The following is a 15,820-nucleotide window of genomic DNA, read 5'->3' as shown; positions in this document are numbered from 1 at the left end:
ATTTTATCTGGAGGGATGAATTTGGTTCACTACACAACAGGAGAGGTATCAAAAAAGCTTCACATCTCGGTTCGTACTATCCGGTATTACGACCAAATAAATTTACTTAAACCAACGATGATTCACGAAAGCGGTAAACGACTTTATTCTGAAGAAGACCTACTATTGCTCGAAAAGATTACTTTGTTAAAAGCAGCTTCGTTACCGCTAAAGGATATAAAGCAGATTATCGAGCGAGTCTCCATTGCTGACATACTAAAGATACACCAAGAAAGACTAAAGGCAGATATGCAGCAATTACAGAAATCCCTTGAGCATACGAACACTTTACTCAATATTATGAAGCTAGAAGGGACGCTAAGGTGGGAAGAATTAGTGCCGCTTTTCCAACAACACCAAACGTATAACAAGGAAGATGTGTGGAAGGAAATTTTTTCGAATGAGGAAAGAGCAACCTTAACAACTAGCTTGCCAAAATTAGAAGAGGATTCAGATACTATAGTAAAATGGATCAATCTGATGAAAAGGATTGAACTTTGTCTAGCTGAAGGTAAATCACCAAATTCTCCAGAAGGAAAAATTATAGCAGAAGATATCCACATCTTATCCAGTACTACATTTGCTAATGAAGACCTAGCCGATAAATTCTGGGAAGTTCGGAAATCTGAAAATGCATCCGAAGCGTTAGGTCTCTATCCGATTAGCCAGGAAATACTTCAGTTTATAGAAGAAGCAAGTAAAGGTATTTCTGTTTCTACATCGATATAATTTGGTAATAAATAAATTAAGGGGTGATAGTTGTGTTTAATGAGTTAGAAATTGAGCAGTTAATTTCTATAGGTGAACATACTGAGGAACTTTCAGAACTCCTCATTCAGGTGGTAGAAGATGGGGGTTCTATTGGATTCTTACCACCATTGGAATTAGTGGATGCTATGAACTACTGGGAGGAAGTGTTGAGTCCAAATGTTCATCTATTTGTTGCTAAACGAAATAATCGAATCATCGGTAGTATCCAGTTGCATATGTGCACTAAGCTGAATGGACTTCACCGGGCAGAAATAGTCAAGCTGATGACCAACCCACATTACCGTCGAAATGGTATAGGCCGTCTTCTGATGGAAAAAGCAGAAGAGGTTGCCGTCAAAGAGAAAAAGTCGTTATTAATTCTAGATACAAGAGAGGGCGATCCTTCTAATCTTTTATATAATTCACTAGGATATATAAAAGCTGGGAAAATTCCTAACTATGTAAAATCAGTAAACGGGGAATTACATGGAACTAATATATATTATAAGGAAATAAACATCTTCTAATGTGGAATCTATAGAATATAGGTATAATCTTGATAAAACAATTGATAGAGTAAACAGAAACTTTACCGAAGCAGGAAGATGATACTTCAGCACCTCCTGTGCGAGAAGAACCTGTCGTAAATCAACCTGTGGAGGAGGAAGACATTTGCTTCTGGACGGATTATTTTGTTGTTCACAACACTGCAAAAGTACAAGAAACATTATCTATTACTGATGAATCATACTGCTTTCTCAGATAAATTTATTAAATAAATCTTTAAGTACAATTAAAAGAATAAAATACCAGGTAAATCAACAACTAACATTGTTGATTTACCTGGTGTTTTTTTCGGAGTAAAAATAATTACTCTTAAAATAAAATAAATTGTTTTTTAAAGTAATTTATTTTACTATTAAGAGTAACTAAGGAGGGGTAGTGTGGAAGATATACGATTGAATGTTGCTTTATTAAGAAGGAAGGTACCCAATTTGACGTCAGCAGCTAAATCTATAGGAATTAGACCAGCCACTGTTTCAAATTTATGCACTGGGAAGATCGATTTAGGGAAGGCGGAGGTTAGGACCCTTGTAGGTCTAGCTTCTTTAGCGAATTGTACGTTAGATGAATTAATCATACGGGGTGAGAAGTTGAATATGATTGAAACAAAAATTAAAGCATTAGACTTTTTTGCGCCATTAGTGAAAGAGGGGACAACTGGTTTAGTTGCACGGCCTGGAATGGGGCAGCTAGTTATTCTTGGAGAACTTATGCACAGGTTTCAGGACAGTGAGTATACGACGATATTTTTATTGCCTCAAGGACAGCAAGATGAACTTGAAACAGAGGGTATTACTGGGTTAGCAAATTATTTGACTAAATCCATTGAAGAGACAATTTTGAAATTATCAGAAATTTCTGGGGATATCCTGTTGATAACCGATAGGAGTTATGTGATTTCAGGTCAGTTATTAGAGCTGCAAGAAAAAATGGTCACAGAGGGAATAAAAAATGTTACAACGATTCTTTTGGACCTTTCTGGAGAAGTTGTCGATGAGGATATTCCTTTTGGACCGTTAGAAACAGTATGGCAATTGGATGCTGACCTTGCAGCGCGTCATCTTTTTCCTGCTATTCAACCTATTATTTCCACTTCTTCTCTTGTGGAAGGAGTGGACGTGGATCAACGTCATTTTAACTTAAGGCAGAGAGCGCAGAAATTACTTAGACGTTATAAAGAGCTTCGGTCATTAGTTGTTGTTCATGGATTGGATAAAATAAGGAGTAATGAATTGGAGATATATGAGCGTGGTGAACGATTGGAGGCCTATTTCACACAACCCTTTTATGTTGCAGAGTCCTTTACTGGTCAAGCAGGACTAGAAGTTTCACTGTCCCAAACATTGCAAGATGTCGAATCTATTTTAGATGGCAAGGCAGATGAGGAATCGGTAGATAACTTGAAATATGTTGGAAGCTTAAAGTAAAAAAGTTAACTTTAAAACAGCAGTTGGAACTTTTTCAGCTGCTGTTTTGCTGTTGATGAGAAATATCAAGTGCTCTTGAATGGAACTAATGCTATCACGAGAAACTTACTTAGCCCAATAGTATCCCCTAAATAATCAAGGGAGTAAAAGTTTAAATTCTTATAGAAAAGGAAAAGCTAATCTAAAAAAGGATGTTAAAAATGACTACTTCCCTAAGTACCTCTTCCAATCATAAACAAAACCCACATAAAGGAGCATATGCCAAGCAGAATATGTGGACAGGTATTTTATTTGGACTTGGGATTGTGGCGTTTATAGATGAGGTAGTTTTTCATCAGCTTCTTCATTGGCATCATTTCTATGATAAATCTACTACGGATATTGGTCTAGTGTCGGATGGGCTTTTTCATGCTTTTAGCTTTATGGCTACGATAGGGGCATCTTTTCTACTAGCAGATCTGCATAGACGTCATGCATTTTGGTTGAAGAGATGGATTGGTGGAATCCTTTTAGGTGCAGGTGTTTTTCAACTATATGACGGAATCGTACAACATAAATGGATGGCTTTACATCAAATCCGTTACGATGTTGACATTCTTCCGTATGATTTAGTGTGGAATATTTTGGCTGCTTTAATGATTCTGATTGGAGTAATTCTTATCTATCGGACGAAGTCATGAATGGAGGAACTGATTTTCAGATGCATACTCACGAACAGTATCCAGTAGCTGATCTTCAAATTTTATTGGCATTTCCATTCACATTGTTATTCGTTTTTTATATTGTGGCAGTATGTCTGTCCAATCGAAAGAAAAAAACATGGCCAGTCTACCGAGTTGTTGCATGGAGCTTTGGTGTATTATGTGCAACTCTAGCTGTAATTGGTCCCATTGCAGATCTGGGGCACACAGATTTTTCTGCCCATATGATTGGCCACCTATTACTTGGTATGTTAGCGCCACTTTTGATGGCGTTAGGAGCCCCCATAACGCTTCTACTACGAACGATTAATGTACCTACAGCAAGGAATCTAACTGCAATTCTACGTAGTCAACCTCTCCATTTTGTACAGCATCCAATTATTGCATCCTTCTTAAATATTGGTGGCTTGTGGGTGCTTTACACAACTGATTTGTTTCTTATGATGCACGAAAATACGCTCCTATATGTAATTATTCATGTACACATTTTTCTGGCTGGATATGTATTTACGATTTCCATCATTTACGTTGATTTGACACCCTTAAGAAAAAGCTATGTATACCGGACAGTCGTATTTCTTTTTGCTTTAGCAGGTCATTCCGTCTTAGCTAAATATATTTATGCGAATCCTCCAAGTGATGTACCAAAAGATCAAGCGGAATTAGGTAGCATGATTATGTACTACGGTGGGGATACTGTGGAAGTAGGGCTAATTTCTATACTGTTTTATCAATGGTACAAAAAAAATCGCCCTATATTCAGTAATAGAAAGGATGGGTTTACTATAAGTAATAATAAGAAATTTACAGTAGCAGGAACCGATATAGAGGAAGTTAAAAGATTAAATGCAAATGCAGGAATGAGTTATCGTGAAATAAATGAATGGTTTGCAAAGCAACAATCTAAAGCACATACATCAACTAAAAAAAGATAAATACTTAAAAAAGGGGATGGAAATACGTGTACATGAAAGCTTTTTTTATGAAGTTTATCATGATAACTGCTGTGTTATGGGTTGTTTTAAGTATTTTTTATGATGTATCTATACCAGACGTCCTCATTACTAGTGTGGTTCTTTCGGTAGTAGGATATGTAGGAGACGTCTTTATATTACCTAAAATAGGTAATGTGTGGGCTGCTATAAGTGATTTTGTCATTGCTTATTTGGTTATTTTCTTTTTGGGGTCCTATATATATGAGCAGCCTTTAGCTCTAGGGGCAGCGTCTTTTATTACTGCATTGTTATTAATGGTAGGAGAACTCTTTTTACATCAATATATGCACTCAAATATCTTCGAATCGAGGAAATCTAACCCCGTTGAAAAAGTCGGATATTACCAGCGGACGAACCTACTAACTGAATTTGCGGAGGAAATAGATACCGATTCTATTTCTAATCAGACAAGAAAAGACACTGATAAAAAAATAAAATAACAAGTATATAAATCACACTTCAGACCATTCTAATATGGTCAGGGAGGTGAGCAGCCATGGGAAACAATAATAACCGCAATAATAACAACAATAACCGTAAAAACAACAACCAAAATAATCCAGCTGAGTTCGGTGAGGATTTCAACTTTGACAATTTAAACGAGCAAAACCAAAATGAACAAAACAAGAACAACAACCAAAATGAACGTAATAACAACCGTAACAACAATAAAAATAACTTTAAGTAATAATTAGCTTTTAAATACAGTCATTCCTAAAGGAAATTTTAGGAATGACTGTATTTTTGGTTTATGAACAGAACAAGTAAGGTAAAGAAGAATAATAACAAAAAGTAGGTGAATGAAATGGATAGTTTAGAGCTTCGACCTTTGGATATTACAGATGCATACATGACTTATCTATTTCCATTCTCTTTTCGAGAGAAAGATAGACAAAAGTTAATGGAGCAGCTCGAAAAGCATCATTTCACCTTTTTCACTTTAGGCAAACAAGAACTACAAGACAAATATTATGGAGATAATATAAGAATTGTACATGAGGAATTGGATCAGTTCTTTTTACCATTCATTGAAGATAAATTATTCCCTGCTAAGACAGATAATAGGGGCTTTTTGCGTTATTCAAAAGTAATAGAAGAATCTTTTATATATGAAGTGAATGACAACAAAACCATTATTATCATTAACAGTGTGGATATTATTTTATGTCCTTTTGGTATTGGTATAATCACCATACGGGCTGCTATGGATCAAGATCAGGAGACGTTGACGAATATATTAGACCATATCGCTCATTTTCGTGTACTAGAGCCTAAGCTTGCTTTCGATAAAGGTTCTAAGATTCACCACAAAAACAAAGTGTTCCAAACTACAAACAAGCTTGTTTTTGATTATATATGTCAGCCTTTAAAACCATTTATCATCCACGATGAAAAGTTAGCAGGTTATTATGGTAGTCTCCCTTATTTTGAAGATGAGAGAATGCATAGTTCTGTATTTTTAATCGCGAACGATAAATCCGAAATTTCAGAAGATCAGTTGTTTCGTTTGGCGCACTTAGATGGAAAGGATATAAATGGAAATGAGTTTATCTCTAGCTCCAATTCAGATTATGTGAAACGCTATGTCCACGAACGTATACATGACCGCTGGGCACCGCATACATATACAATTACTTCCGAGCATACTCAAGCTACTCTTTCTGTTAAGAAAAAAGAGCAATTAGAGCAAAAGATTTCTCAATTTATGAGTGTGAATTATTATAATTTAATGCTTCATTACTATTATAAAATTATGCTGTTGAAAGTTTCTTTTGAGCATAGTGAAGTTAGTTGGGCAAAGGACAAAAAATATGTGGAGGAGTTAATCGAACTCATATCTAAATTCGATTCACGTTATTATTTTGAGGAGGTTTCTACTAGAACGGAAGGGAAAGAGATAACGCAGAAGTTACGAGAAGTATTCCGTTTACAGAATCTTTTCAATGAAGTGAAACAAACCTTAGATGATCTATACCGTGCTCAAGACAATCAATCGGACAAACGGCATAATTCGTTATTATTTATGTTAACTATTTTTACAGTCGTTTCCGGTATTTATGGGATGAACCTAGTTATTGAGGATTGGAAGGGGAAAACAGATTGGGCCAAGGTGCCGGGTTATTCCTTTTTTGAATGGATAGCACTTATTACATCGTTATCAGGAATTGGCTTAGCTGTCGCCTTAATAGGTTACACCGGGGGAAAAAGAATTTATGATAGATACAGAAAATGGAAAAGAGATAGATTCTAAAGCTTCTTATCAAAGGATAAGAAGTTTTTTGTATTTCCTATTTCAAGCTATATCCAGTATATTAGTTTATATGATATAGAAAAATAAAAGAACGGGGTAAAGAAGTGGATCATGCAAATACATCTAAATCAATTGTGTTACCATTAATCATTTCCATTATAGCGATTTCGTTTGCGGCCATTTTTGTCAAGTGGTCTCATGCGCCCGCTACTATATTAAGTATGTATCGAATGATTTTAGCGGCCCTTTTGTTACTGCCAGTCGTTTGGTTTAAAAGGGAAGAGTTTAAAAAACTAACAAACAAAGAATGGCTACTGCTGTTTGTTGCCGGTATGTTCTTAGCTTTACATTTTGCCTTGTGGTTCGGATCTTTAAAACTGACAACAGTTGCAAGTTCAACTATTATTCTTGCACTACAGCCTATTATCGCTTTGATTGGTGGTGTCATATTATTTAAAGAGAGAACGACGAAATCGGCACTTATGACCATGGGTATTGCGGTAATTGGAGCAGTGATGGTTGGTTGGGGAGATTTTGGTCTGAGTAGGAATGCCATTCTTGGAGATATTCTTTCTTTTCTAAGTGTTATTGCTGTTGTAGGATATTTATTAATTGGTCAAAAAGCGGTGAAAAAAGTTTCTCATTGGATTTATAGTTTCACTGTTTTTGGATTTGCCGCCATTGCACTCGTTGTCTATAACTTACTGACAGGCGTTGTAATGGGAGGTTATGATTTAAAAGAATGGGGAATTTTCGTATTGTTGGCAGTTGTACCGACAATCTCTCACTTGATAAACAACTGGCTAATGAATTATGTAACTGCCACAACAATATCTATGAGTATTTTAGGAGAGCCAGTAGGGGCAACCATCCTCGCTGCAATTTTCCTAGGAGAGAGACTAGTAGGCTGGCAAATTGTTGGTGGTGTATTAGTGCTCATTGGTGTGTTTTTATTTATCTTGCAGCAGATGAATCGGTATCCGAAAAGTAAAAATGTAAAAACTAGACAATCTTAACGAGTCTAGTTTTTTTGCAAATTTAGTTTGTTTTCGGTTGCAATATGAGTTAATTCGCTATGCATTTTTTACTTCAGAATGGTGTAGCTAGTTTTGTTAGCGATGCTTATGAACTTTTATGATTCGTGAGCATTGCTTTGTGGTATGTGTACGATTGCACATGATAATTAGATGAAAAAGGTGATATTCATGAATATATCGGCAATGCTCCAAATGGCACTTTCTATGGCTATATTTGGTTCTATCGGATTTTTTGCAGGAAATACTGGTATTTCAGCAGCAGAATTGGTCTTTGTTCGTTGTATTTGCGCTACAGTTTTTTTAGTCTTTTGTTGGTTGATCACCGGTCAGTATAAGGTGGAAGTTTGGAGGACGGCAGAAATTTTACAGACACTAGTTTGTGGAGTGTTTTTAGTGCTGAACTGGGTATTTCTATTCATAGCTTTCGAAAAAATGTCAATTACGATAGCTATCTCTATATATAATCTTGCACCAATCATTGTGTTAATATTAGGAACTATATTTTTGAAGGAAAAGATGACAATACGATCATTGCTAGCGATAATTGTCTGCTTCCTCGGTAGTGTTTGTATTATAGGGTATGACGGTATTGGGACATTCTCAGACTTTATAGGGTCAGGGTTTGTATGGGCTATATTTTCTGCATTCTGTTATGCAATGACCATGTTGCTTGGTAAAGGGATTAGCGGATTAAGTGCCTTTGCAATGACGTTTATCCAGACGGGAATCGGTATTGTGATGCTATTTCCTTTTATGGACTTTGATGTCTTTCAAGGTTTGACCAAATCCAATTGGTTGTACATATTAGGAACGGGGTTAATACATACAGGTTTTGTATATTATTTATTTTTTAATAGTTTAAGAAAGTTATCGACAATTGTCATCTCTGCTTTAGTTTTTGTTGACCCGATTGTTGCAATTTTATTAGATACAATTCTATTAGATTTCCGCCCTTCCGTATTGCAAACCATCGGAATATTGCTCGTATTTGGAGGAATTATTTATACTTTAATTGGACCGAAGCCACTTATTCATAAGGAAGCTTAACGGAAAATTGTTTCCTGGGAAATAGTTATGTTATATTTTTTACAGGAGGGATGGACGTGGCTAACTATACGTACGAACAACCTATTAATATTGAGGAGACTCCAAAAACCTCTGTTTATAATGAAAAGGGAGAAATCGTTTATACATTTCAACGATATTATTCGAATAGTTTAAAGAAAAGACTAGATAAAGTAATGGATTACCGCTACTTTCTTTGGTATAACGTTTACGATACAAAAGGTCAGTTAATATTTATGTGCAAGAAAGTATCTCGTAAAGGAAAGGTCTATTTTGAAGCATTTGACAAAATCGAGCATAAGAAATATATAGTTGCGTATGACAAGTGGAAAGAGCTCGTGCCAGATTTACTAATCACGGATGGAAATTTACAAATTAGATTAGATAAGGAAATGGAAGATTGGTCTAAGTTTGTCTATAATGACAATGAGATTGCAAGGTGGAAAGCAAATCTTGATGAGGTATTTAAAATTCAACTTGAAGTGAATGACAATTCTCCTGTAAATAATGCGGCATTCTTTATCGCAATTTGTCAGTGTGCTTTGTTTATAGGTTCCTAAGTAAAAGTGTATGAAGTTTTCTATTTGAAGACTTTATACACTTTTTTATAATGCTTATTATTTTACATCGTACACGATATAGTTTATTATGAAGAATATATCGTACACGATTCAATTTGAAGGAGGATATAATATGAAAACATTATACGAAACAACTATTGTAAATACGGGTGGTCGACAAGGCGAGGTACATTCATTAGATAATATATTTTATTTGGACATTGCTAAACCACAAGCTCTAGGTGGAGAAGCGACTACTGCATCAAACCCAGAACAACTTTTCGCTGCAGGCTACAGTTCTTGCTTCAACAGTGCTTTGGAACTGGTGCTAGAACATGATAAAGTAAAAGTAGAAAAGAGTGAAGTTACTGCTACTATTTCATTAATTACCGATAACGAAAATGGTGGAGTGAAATTAGCTGCCAAGCTAGAAGTGGAGATTTTTGGATTAGACGATGAGCTAAAAGAAAAATATGTACAAAAAGCGCATGAATATTGCCCATATTCTAAAGCAGTTAAAAACTCAATTGATGTAGAAATAATCGTAAAATAAATCTTTAGGTGTGATCTTTATGAACAATTCTTCCAAATTGGAACAACAGCTATGCTTCGAGGTATACAAAGCATCTAGCAATTTTTCCAAATTATATGCACGAACTTTGGAGCCATTCCATTTAACATTCTCGCAATATCTTGTACTACTCACACTCTGGGAACAGAATAACTTGTTAGTAAAGGATATCGGAAATCAATTAGGGCTTGGGATTGGAACATTAAATCCTATTATTAACCGGATGATCGGAAATGGATGGCTTAACAAACAGCAGTCTGATAAGGATATGAGAGCATTCGTCATTTCGTTGACTGAAAAGGCTATAGAGCAAGAGAAACCAATCGAACAGGCTATCATCAGTAAAATTACTAGCTGCAATTATTTAAATCTTAACGCAGAGACTTTAATGACCAATCTAAAAGAGTTAAATGCTTTTCTAAATCAACTTAAGGAGTGAGTAGTATGAGTATTTACGATATTAAAGTAAAAAAATCGGATGGCGAAGAGTACGAGTTAAATGAGTACAAGGGAAAACCAATGCTCATCGTTAACACAGCTACTAAATGTGGACTAAGTGGTCAGTTTGATGGACTTGAAAAAATATATAACAAGTTTAAGGATGATGGACTCGTTGTACTAGGCTTCCCTTCGAACCAATTTAAACAAGAGTTAGGTAACGCAGAAGAAGCGGAGCAGGCATGCCGAATGAGCTATGGCGTCACTTTTCCTATGCATGAAATGATCAAGCTTAATGGAAAAGATGCGCACCCTCTTTTTCAACATTTAACTACTAATAGTAAGGGGATTTTATCGAATAATATCAAATGGAATTTCACTAAGTTTCTTGTCGATAAAAATGGAGATATTATTAAAAGATACGCACCAACTGATAAGCCAGAATCGATAAAAACAGACATTGAAAAAATAATTTCTACATAAATCGTAAAACCTGAATAGGGGATGTTCAGGTTTTTAAAAAGAGAAGAAGTATATAAAAATGTCCGGGCGTCTTTTTGCCCGTTTTTTTATGTTTAGAAATAGATGTCAAAGGGAATAACAGGTAAAAAGATGGGATGGGGGAGATCTAATGGGGGAACTAGTAGAAAAAGAACAAACACTTTTAGCTTATTATGTATGTAACTTCATAGAAAAAAACGAAAAAAATGCGGATGAACTAGGTGAAGTTTTAACTAAAGCATTAGGGAGTAAATTGATTGAAATTCAAGGAGAACTGAATGACAAAGGTTTATTGAGTGATCATGATAGAATGATTACAAATGAGGGAATACTATATATAGATAATATATTACACATTCAATCCGATGCGGTAGAGCGCAACAAATTAGCGTATGTGAGGGATAACCTTTTGACATATGAAATGGAGTTATCTGTTCCAGAAATCAGGGAATATATTCATAAACATGTAGGAATTGAATAATATATAGTGCACGATTGACTTCTTTTATATATCGGGTATTTTGAAGAATTGGGTCTATCCAATAATACTGCTGATTTCCGTTACAGGCAGACGCGTTCCGCGGGGTGAGCGATTAGCCATCACCGTAGCTACGCGTCCGTTGTGATGTCTCATCTGTCTCACTCATCCCGCTGGAGTCGCCGCCTTTCACTACAATCAATTATGTGTGTAAGTACCTAACAAGAAGTTTCAGCGCAACCTATCGCTAAGATGATAGAATCATACATGGAACTATCAAAAATTGCGAACGTCCTAAAATCTACATTTCCAGAGCTTTCTATTGGAGGCACAAAATCTTGAACGCTTTAGGAAGTCTTAGCTTTAATCAACTACAAGGAATAGACAGTTGAAATGCTTCGGGTTGTATAAATTTATGAAACATGAAGTAATTCTCAACCTTTATAAAGAAGTATTACCTATTACGAAAATAGGTAGGTGAGAAAATGAAAGCACTTTTAGTCATTGATGTGCAAAATGGTATTGTTAATTTTGGTGATTTCAAAGAAGAACTTTCATTGATAGAAAATGTGATTAAGAATTTCAAAGATAGTAACAGTTCTGCCTAGATATTAAAGACTTTTTTGGAACTGTTTTACATTTGGTCAAACGCAATTGAAGTATTGGATTATGAAGAATATGATGAAGAATACAAAACAGAAAACGCCATTTAAAAAGGAATGCTCAGGCATTCCTTTTTAAATGCAAAAAATTATAAAAAACAACAAAAAACAAGAAAGTTTGCGAAAGTATCCTTTCTCTTAAAAGACGCATGCTTTTTTCTTATAGACGTGAGTCAATTTCATAATTACTCATTTCAATATTAAAAGCGAACATTTATATAATTTTTCTTTCAAATATCCGTTTATTAAAAGTGGATTTCGTTGATTGGAGCGCAAGGCGGCGGCTCCAGAGAGAACAGCAAACGTTTTCTGCACCGAAAGCGAAGCGACAGGTGCACGATCTGAAAGCCCCGCAGGAACTCAGTGACGAGGAGATTGAAGCCGTGCCCTCGGAAAGCGTCCGCCTGGAGTGGAAATCAACTTTGTGCGGATTTTACTACTAATTACTTTATTATGAAATTGACTAACCTATAGGATAAATGCGTTTTCTATGGTAAGATTCTTCTTACTAAAAATTACAGGATAAAGAAGGAGTTACATTGGTAATCACTAAAAAGAACAATTTAGGCGAAAGGTTAAGCTTATTCACTTTGACTTGGCCTATTTTTTTAGAAGTATTTCTGTTTATGTTAATGGGTATCGCGGATACGTTTATGCTCAGTGCACTTTCTGATGATGCCGTATCAGGAGTAGGAGCAGCGAACCAGTATATTCATATAGCTATCTTAGTATTAGAGGTTGTCGGAAATGGTGCGGCAATTGTTGTTTCTCAATATTTAGGCTCAAAGCGATTTGTTGAAGCATCTAAGATTTCAGGCTTGGCAGTAACCCTTAACTTATGTGTAGGGATTCTCCTTAGTATTGGTTTTATTATTTTTTCAAAGAGTATGATGACTGCGATGAATCTGCAAGGGGATGTGTTAGTCCATGCTCAACAATATTTGACGATTGTTGGAGGAGCCATTTTTTTACAGGCTATTATTAATGCGCTTGCTGCTATTATTCGTGTGCATGGTTATACGAAGCAGACAATGTTTGTCTCCCTTGGGATGAATATTATCCACGTTATAGGAAACTATGTACTCATATTTGGGAAATTTGGTTTTCCAGAACTAGGTGTACAAGGTGCAGCTATTTCGTCTGTCCTTAGTCGTTTTATAGCATTACTTGTGTTTTTCTGGCTACTATACAGAGTGATGGAGTATCGAGTAAAGGTTCATTACTACTTCACGATGTCAAAAGAGTATATTAAAAAGATTTTAAGAATTGGTCTTCCATCTGCATTTGAACAGATTTTATACCAAGGTTGTCAAATTGTATTCTTATACTATGTTACCTATTTAGGAGCAGAATCATTGGCGGCAAGACAATATGCTGTGAATATATCGATGTTCACGTATTTATTTGCTATCGCAATTGGAATGGGAACAGCTATTATTGTCGGACGATTTGTAGGAGCAAATGAAAAAGATGAAGCATATAAATCGGTATGGTTTAGTGTGAAATGGGCCATCATTTTTACCATAACAATGGTAACGATCGTCATAATTCTGCGTTATCCATTAATGGGGTTATTCACTGACAATGAACAAATTATTCAAATAGGGGCATCTGTTTTGCTGCTAAGTTTTGTATTAGAAACCGGGCGAACGATAAATATAGTGATTATCAATTCCTTGCGTGCTGCAGGCGATGCAACCTTCCCAGTAATGATGGGAGCATTGTCTATGGTAATGATGAGTTTACCGTTAGGATATTTTTTGATTTTTGTACTGGATTTAGGTTTAGTTGGAGTTTGGTTAGCAATAGCGGCAGATGAATGGACGCGTGCCACAATTATGTATTTCAGATGGAAAAGCAGGCGCTGGGAAAGGTTTGCACTAGTACATCCTACCGTAGAAGAAGAGGGACTAAAAGATAGCTAGGCAGATTCCTGTCTATGCCTCTTTTGGTCTTTTTTTCCACTCGCTAAGCTTATTGGTGTATGTTTAAATTAATATAATAAGTCAACTAAGAGAGGTGAATGAACATGGTGAAAGAACAGCTATCATTGATTAAAGCGCTTGTGGATGGAATTCCAGAAATGGTGTTTATAATCAGAGTAGAAAAAAATAGTCAATTTTCATTTGAGTTTTTAAATAACTCATTAATAAATTACATGAATCTAACTCATGAAGCTGTCGGTAAACCGGTACATGTCATTCTCTCTGAAGAACTTGCAAATAAATTACAAAATGAATGTATGGAAGTTGTAAAAACGATAGAACCTCATTATTTAGAGGACTATATTAGAATTGATACGGGTGACCTAATATATACGGAGACCACTTTAAAACCTATCCTTAACGTAGATAGAGACTGTACGCATATAGTTGGTGTTACAAAGGATATAACAAGTAAAAAAATTGCTGAAATCGAAAAGGGAAAAAGTAAAAATCAGTTAGCGGGAACAGAATCCGAGTATAGGTCGCTATACGATAATAACCCTGATGCTATATTTAAGATAGATTTGGAAGGATTTATTACTAGTGGTAATTTCGCGTTGGAACAATTGAGTGGTTATTCAGTGGAGGAACTTATAGGCAAAACCTTTATCGACTTTGTAGAACCGAAGGACCAAGGAGAAGCAAAGGAATGTCTTGCGCTAGCTTTGAATGGTGAACTAAGAGATTATCGTTTAAATTTTTTGGACAAATTAGGAACTCCAATTGGATGCCTAGTGAAACTAGCTCCTATTATGTTAAAAGGACGACAAACAGGCATTTTCGTTGTAGTAAAAGATATGAGAGAACTAGATAAACTTGCGAGTAACTATATTGATAGTGAAGAAAAATTTCGAATTATAGCAGAAAATGTACAAGACGTAATTATTTTAATGAATGATAAGCAAGAATACTTATATATATCGCCCTCTAGTAAAGAAATATTTGAATATGATAATCAACAAATTGAAGAGCAGCATTCTTTTTTTAATATACATCAAGATGATTTGGTATTTTTGGAGGAACATTTCAACAAATCGATTAAAAACAAAAAACCATATAAAGTCCAACTGAAAGCGATGCATAAAAAGAAAGGATGGATATGGACTGAACTAAATGGCACTCCTGTATTTGATGAAAGCGGCGAGTTTACATACATGCTGTTAATTGTACGTGATATTTCGTTAGAAAAAGCGAATGTAGAACAATTGGAATATTTTGCCTACCACGATTCTTTAACAGGCTTACCTAACAGACGTTTTTTCACAAGTAGACTCCAGGAACTTTTAGAGCAAGAAGAAAATACAGGAGAAAGCTTAGCGGTTCTTCTTATTGACATTGATGACTTTAAACAAATCAACGATAATTTTGGACATGAAACTGGAGATAATGTTATTCAGGAATTCGGTAAAAGGTTGAGTGGAGCTTTAGATTCTAATGATGTTGTTGCAAGACTAGGTGGAGATGAATTTATCGCTTTAATGGTCAATATTCATAAGGAAGATCAAATTGTAAAAAAAGCAGAAAATATTCAGCAAGCTATCAATGCTCCTTGGTCAATTAATGGTCACCTATTGAATATCACAGCGAGTGTTGGTATTACGCTATCTCCTATAGACGGTTCTTCGACTACATCTGTTTTTAGAGAAGCTGACAAGGCTATGTATGATGCTAAAAATGCTGGTAAAAATCTAGTCCGTTTTAATCACACCAACTAAAAAACAATCTTTAGTCGAAAATCAGACTAAAGATTGTTTTTTTTATACCCTTGATAGAAGCATGACTGCAACTCTTAGAAA

The 15,820-nt window shown here is 35.4% G+C and carries 18 protein-coding genes and 1 pseudogene; all 19 read left to right on the top strand.

The features are described from left to right. The first annotated feature begins 21 nt into the window (after positions 1-21). The 19 genes and pseudogenes from KD050_RS09260 (at position 22) to KD050_RS09175 (ending at position 15,739) form a co-directional block, all read left to right on the top strand. Entirely contained in the window at positions 22-768 is a 747-nt protein-coding gene (locus KD050_RS09260; RefSeq protein WP_370627205.1) for a MerR family transcriptional regulator, read from the top strand. Positions 769-800: 32 nt separating this feature from the next. Next, a complete protein-coding gene (locus tag KD050_RS09255; RefSeq protein ID WP_211895879.1) occupies positions 801-1,316 on the top strand; it encodes a GNAT family N-acetyltransferase in 516 nt (171 codons plus the stop codon). A 417-nt stretch (positions 1,317-1,733) separates the two neighbouring features. Continuing rightward, positions 1,734-2,780 carry a P-loop NTPase family protein gene (locus KD050_RS09250; RefSeq protein WP_211895878.1) on the top strand — a complete coding sequence of 349 codons (1,047 nt, stop codon included), beginning with the start codon at positions 1,734-1,736 and terminating at the stop codon, positions 2,778-2,780. Between the two features lie 272 nt (positions 2,781-3,052). Then, positions 3,053-3,460 carry a DUF2243 domain-containing protein gene (locus tag KD050_RS09245; RefSeq protein ID WP_235753986.1) on the top strand — a complete coding sequence of 136 codons (408 nt, stop codon included), beginning with the start codon at positions 3,053-3,055 and terminating at the stop codon, positions 3,458-3,460. Beyond that, positions 3,457-4,416, top strand: coding sequence for a cytochrome c oxidase assembly protein (locus KD050_RS09240; RefSeq protein ID WP_370627204.1), 960 nt, complete (start codon positions 3,457-3,459; stop codon positions 4,414-4,416). Before KD050_RS09245 ends, KD050_RS09240 begins: the two co-directional genes overlap by 4 nt. A gap of 32 nt (positions 4,417-4,448) precedes the next feature. Continuing rightward, positions 4,449-4,916, top strand: a complete 468-nt coding sequence (locus KD050_RS09235; RefSeq protein WP_235753985.1) for a YndM family protein — start codon at positions 4,449-4,451, stop codon at positions 4,914-4,916. A gap of 56 nt (positions 4,917-4,972) precedes the next feature. Further along, a complete protein-coding gene (locus KD050_RS09230) occupies positions 4,973-5,164 on the top strand; it encodes a histidinol-phosphatase (protein WP_211895875.1) in 192 nt (63 codons plus the stop codon). A gap of 117 nt (positions 5,165-5,281) precedes the next feature. Next, a complete protein-coding gene (locus KD050_RS09225) occupies positions 5,282-6,727 on the top strand; it encodes a magnesium transporter CorA family protein (protein WP_211895874.1) in 1,446 nt (481 codons plus the stop codon). Positions 6,728-6,831: 104 nt separating this feature from the next. Then, a complete protein-coding gene (locus tag KD050_RS09220) occupies positions 6,832-7,743 on the top strand; it encodes a DMT family transporter (protein WP_211895873.1) in 912 nt (303 codons plus the stop codon). A 189-nt stretch (positions 7,744-7,932) separates the two neighbouring features. Further along, on the top strand, positions 7,933-8,811 hold the full coding sequence (locus KD050_RS09215) for a DMT family transporter (RefSeq protein WP_211895872.1): 879 nt from the start codon (positions 7,933-7,935) through the stop codon (positions 8,809-8,811). 56 nt (positions 8,812-8,867) lie between these two features. Continuing rightward, on the top strand, positions 8,868-9,389 hold the full coding sequence (locus KD050_RS09210; RefSeq protein ID WP_211895871.1) for a tubby C-terminal domain-like protein: 522 nt from the start codon (positions 8,868-8,870) through the stop codon (positions 9,387-9,389). 133 nt (positions 9,390-9,522) lie between these two features. Next, positions 9,523-9,942, top strand: a complete 420-nt coding sequence (locus KD050_RS09205) for an organic hydroperoxide resistance protein (RefSeq protein WP_211895870.1) — start codon at positions 9,523-9,525, stop codon at positions 9,940-9,942. 19 nt (positions 9,943-9,961) lie between these two features. Beyond that, positions 9,962-10,399: a MarR family winged helix-turn-helix transcriptional regulator gene (locus KD050_RS09200; RefSeq protein ID WP_211895869.1), complete on the top strand. Its 438-nt coding sequence runs from the start codon at positions 9,962-9,964 to the stop codon at positions 10,397-10,399. 5 nt (positions 10,400-10,404) lie between these two features. Next, complete coding sequence (locus KD050_RS09195) at positions 10,405-10,881, top strand: glutathione peroxidase (RefSeq protein ID WP_211895868.1); 477 nt, start codon at positions 10,405-10,407, stop codon at positions 10,879-10,881. Positions 10,882-11,029: 148 nt separating this feature from the next. Beyond that, positions 11,030-11,380 carry a hypothetical protein gene (locus KD050_RS09190; protein WP_211895867.1) on the top strand — a complete coding sequence of 117 codons (351 nt, stop codon included), beginning with the start codon at positions 11,030-11,032 and terminating at the stop codon, positions 11,378-11,380. A gap of 275 nt (positions 11,381-11,655) precedes the next feature. Beyond that, positions 11,656-11,760, top strand: a pseudogene (locus KD050_RS21515) (IS1595 family transposase); the annotation flags it as partial. A gap of 102 nt (positions 11,761-11,862) precedes the next feature. Beyond that, positions 11,863-11,985: a hypothetical protein gene (locus KD050_RS21385; protein ID WP_255553769.1), complete on the top strand. Its 123-nt coding sequence runs from the start codon at positions 11,863-11,865 to the stop codon at positions 11,983-11,985. Positions 11,986-12,578: 593 nt separating this feature from the next. After that, entirely contained in the window at positions 12,579-13,964 is a 1,386-nt protein-coding gene (locus tag KD050_RS09180; RefSeq protein WP_235753957.1) for an MATE family efflux transporter, read from the top strand. Between the two features lie 104 nt (positions 13,965-14,068). Beyond that, the gene (locus tag KD050_RS09175; protein ID WP_211895866.1) at positions 14,069-15,739 is read left to right on the top strand and encodes a diguanylate cyclase domain-containing protein; all 1,671 of its coding nucleotides are present in this window, start codon (positions 14,069-14,071) and stop codon (positions 15,737-15,739) included. Positions 15,740-15,820 lie beyond the last annotated feature (81 nt).

It is taken from the genome of Psychrobacillus sp. INOP01, assembly GCF_018140925.1.
In the GTDB taxonomy this organism is placed as follows: domain Bacteria; phylum Bacillota; class Bacilli; order Bacillales_A; family Planococcaceae; genus Psychrobacillus.
The sequence above is the reverse complement of the archived record's forward strand: the minus strand, read 5'-3'. Positions and strand labels throughout refer to the sequence as shown.

Excerpts from the sequence above, each read along its gene's own strand:
- KD050_RS09245 (WP_235753986.1), top strand. The coding sequence starts at position 3,053 with ATGTGGACAGGTATTTTATTTGGACTTGGGATTGTGGCGTTTATAGAT.
- KD050_RS09240 (WP_370627204.1), top strand. The coding sequence starts at position 3,457 with ATGAATGGAGGAACTGATTTTCAGATGCATACTCACGAACAGTATCCA.
- KD050_RS09235 (WP_235753985.1), top strand. The coding sequence starts at position 4,449 with ATGAAAGCTTTTTTTATGAAGTTTATCATGATAACTGCTGTGTTATGG.
- KD050_RS09230 (WP_211895875.1), top strand. The coding sequence starts at position 4,973 with ATGGGAAACAATAATAACCGCAATAATAACAACAATAACCGTAAAAAC.
- KD050_RS09225 (WP_211895874.1), top strand. The coding sequence starts at position 5,282 with ATGGATAGTTTAGAGCTTCGACCTTTGGATATTACAGATGCATACATG.
- KD050_RS09215 (WP_211895872.1), top strand. The coding sequence starts at position 7,933 with ATGAATATATCGGCAATGCTCCAAATGGCACTTTCTATGGCTATATTT.
- KD050_RS09205 (WP_211895870.1), top strand. The coding sequence starts at position 9,523 with ATGAAAACATTATACGAAACAACTATTGTAAATACGGGTGGTCGACAA.
- KD050_RS09200 (WP_211895869.1), top strand. The coding sequence starts at position 9,962 with ATGAACAATTCTTCCAAATTGGAACAACAGCTATGCTTCGAGGTATAC.
- KD050_RS09195 (WP_211895868.1), top strand. The coding sequence starts at position 10,405 with ATGAGTATTTACGATATTAAAGTAAAAAAATCGGATGGCGAAGAGTAC.
- KD050_RS09190 (WP_211895867.1), top strand. The coding sequence starts at position 11,030 with ATGGGGGAACTAGTAGAAAAAGAACAAACACTTTTAGCTTATTATGTA.
- KD050_RS21385 (WP_255553769.1), top strand. The coding sequence starts at position 11,863 with ATGAAAGCACTTTTAGTCATTGATGTGCAAAATGGTATTGTTAATTTT.
- KD050_RS09175 (WP_211895866.1), top strand. The coding sequence starts at position 14,069 with ATGGTGAAAGAACAGCTATCATTGATTAAAGCGCTTGTGGATGGAATT.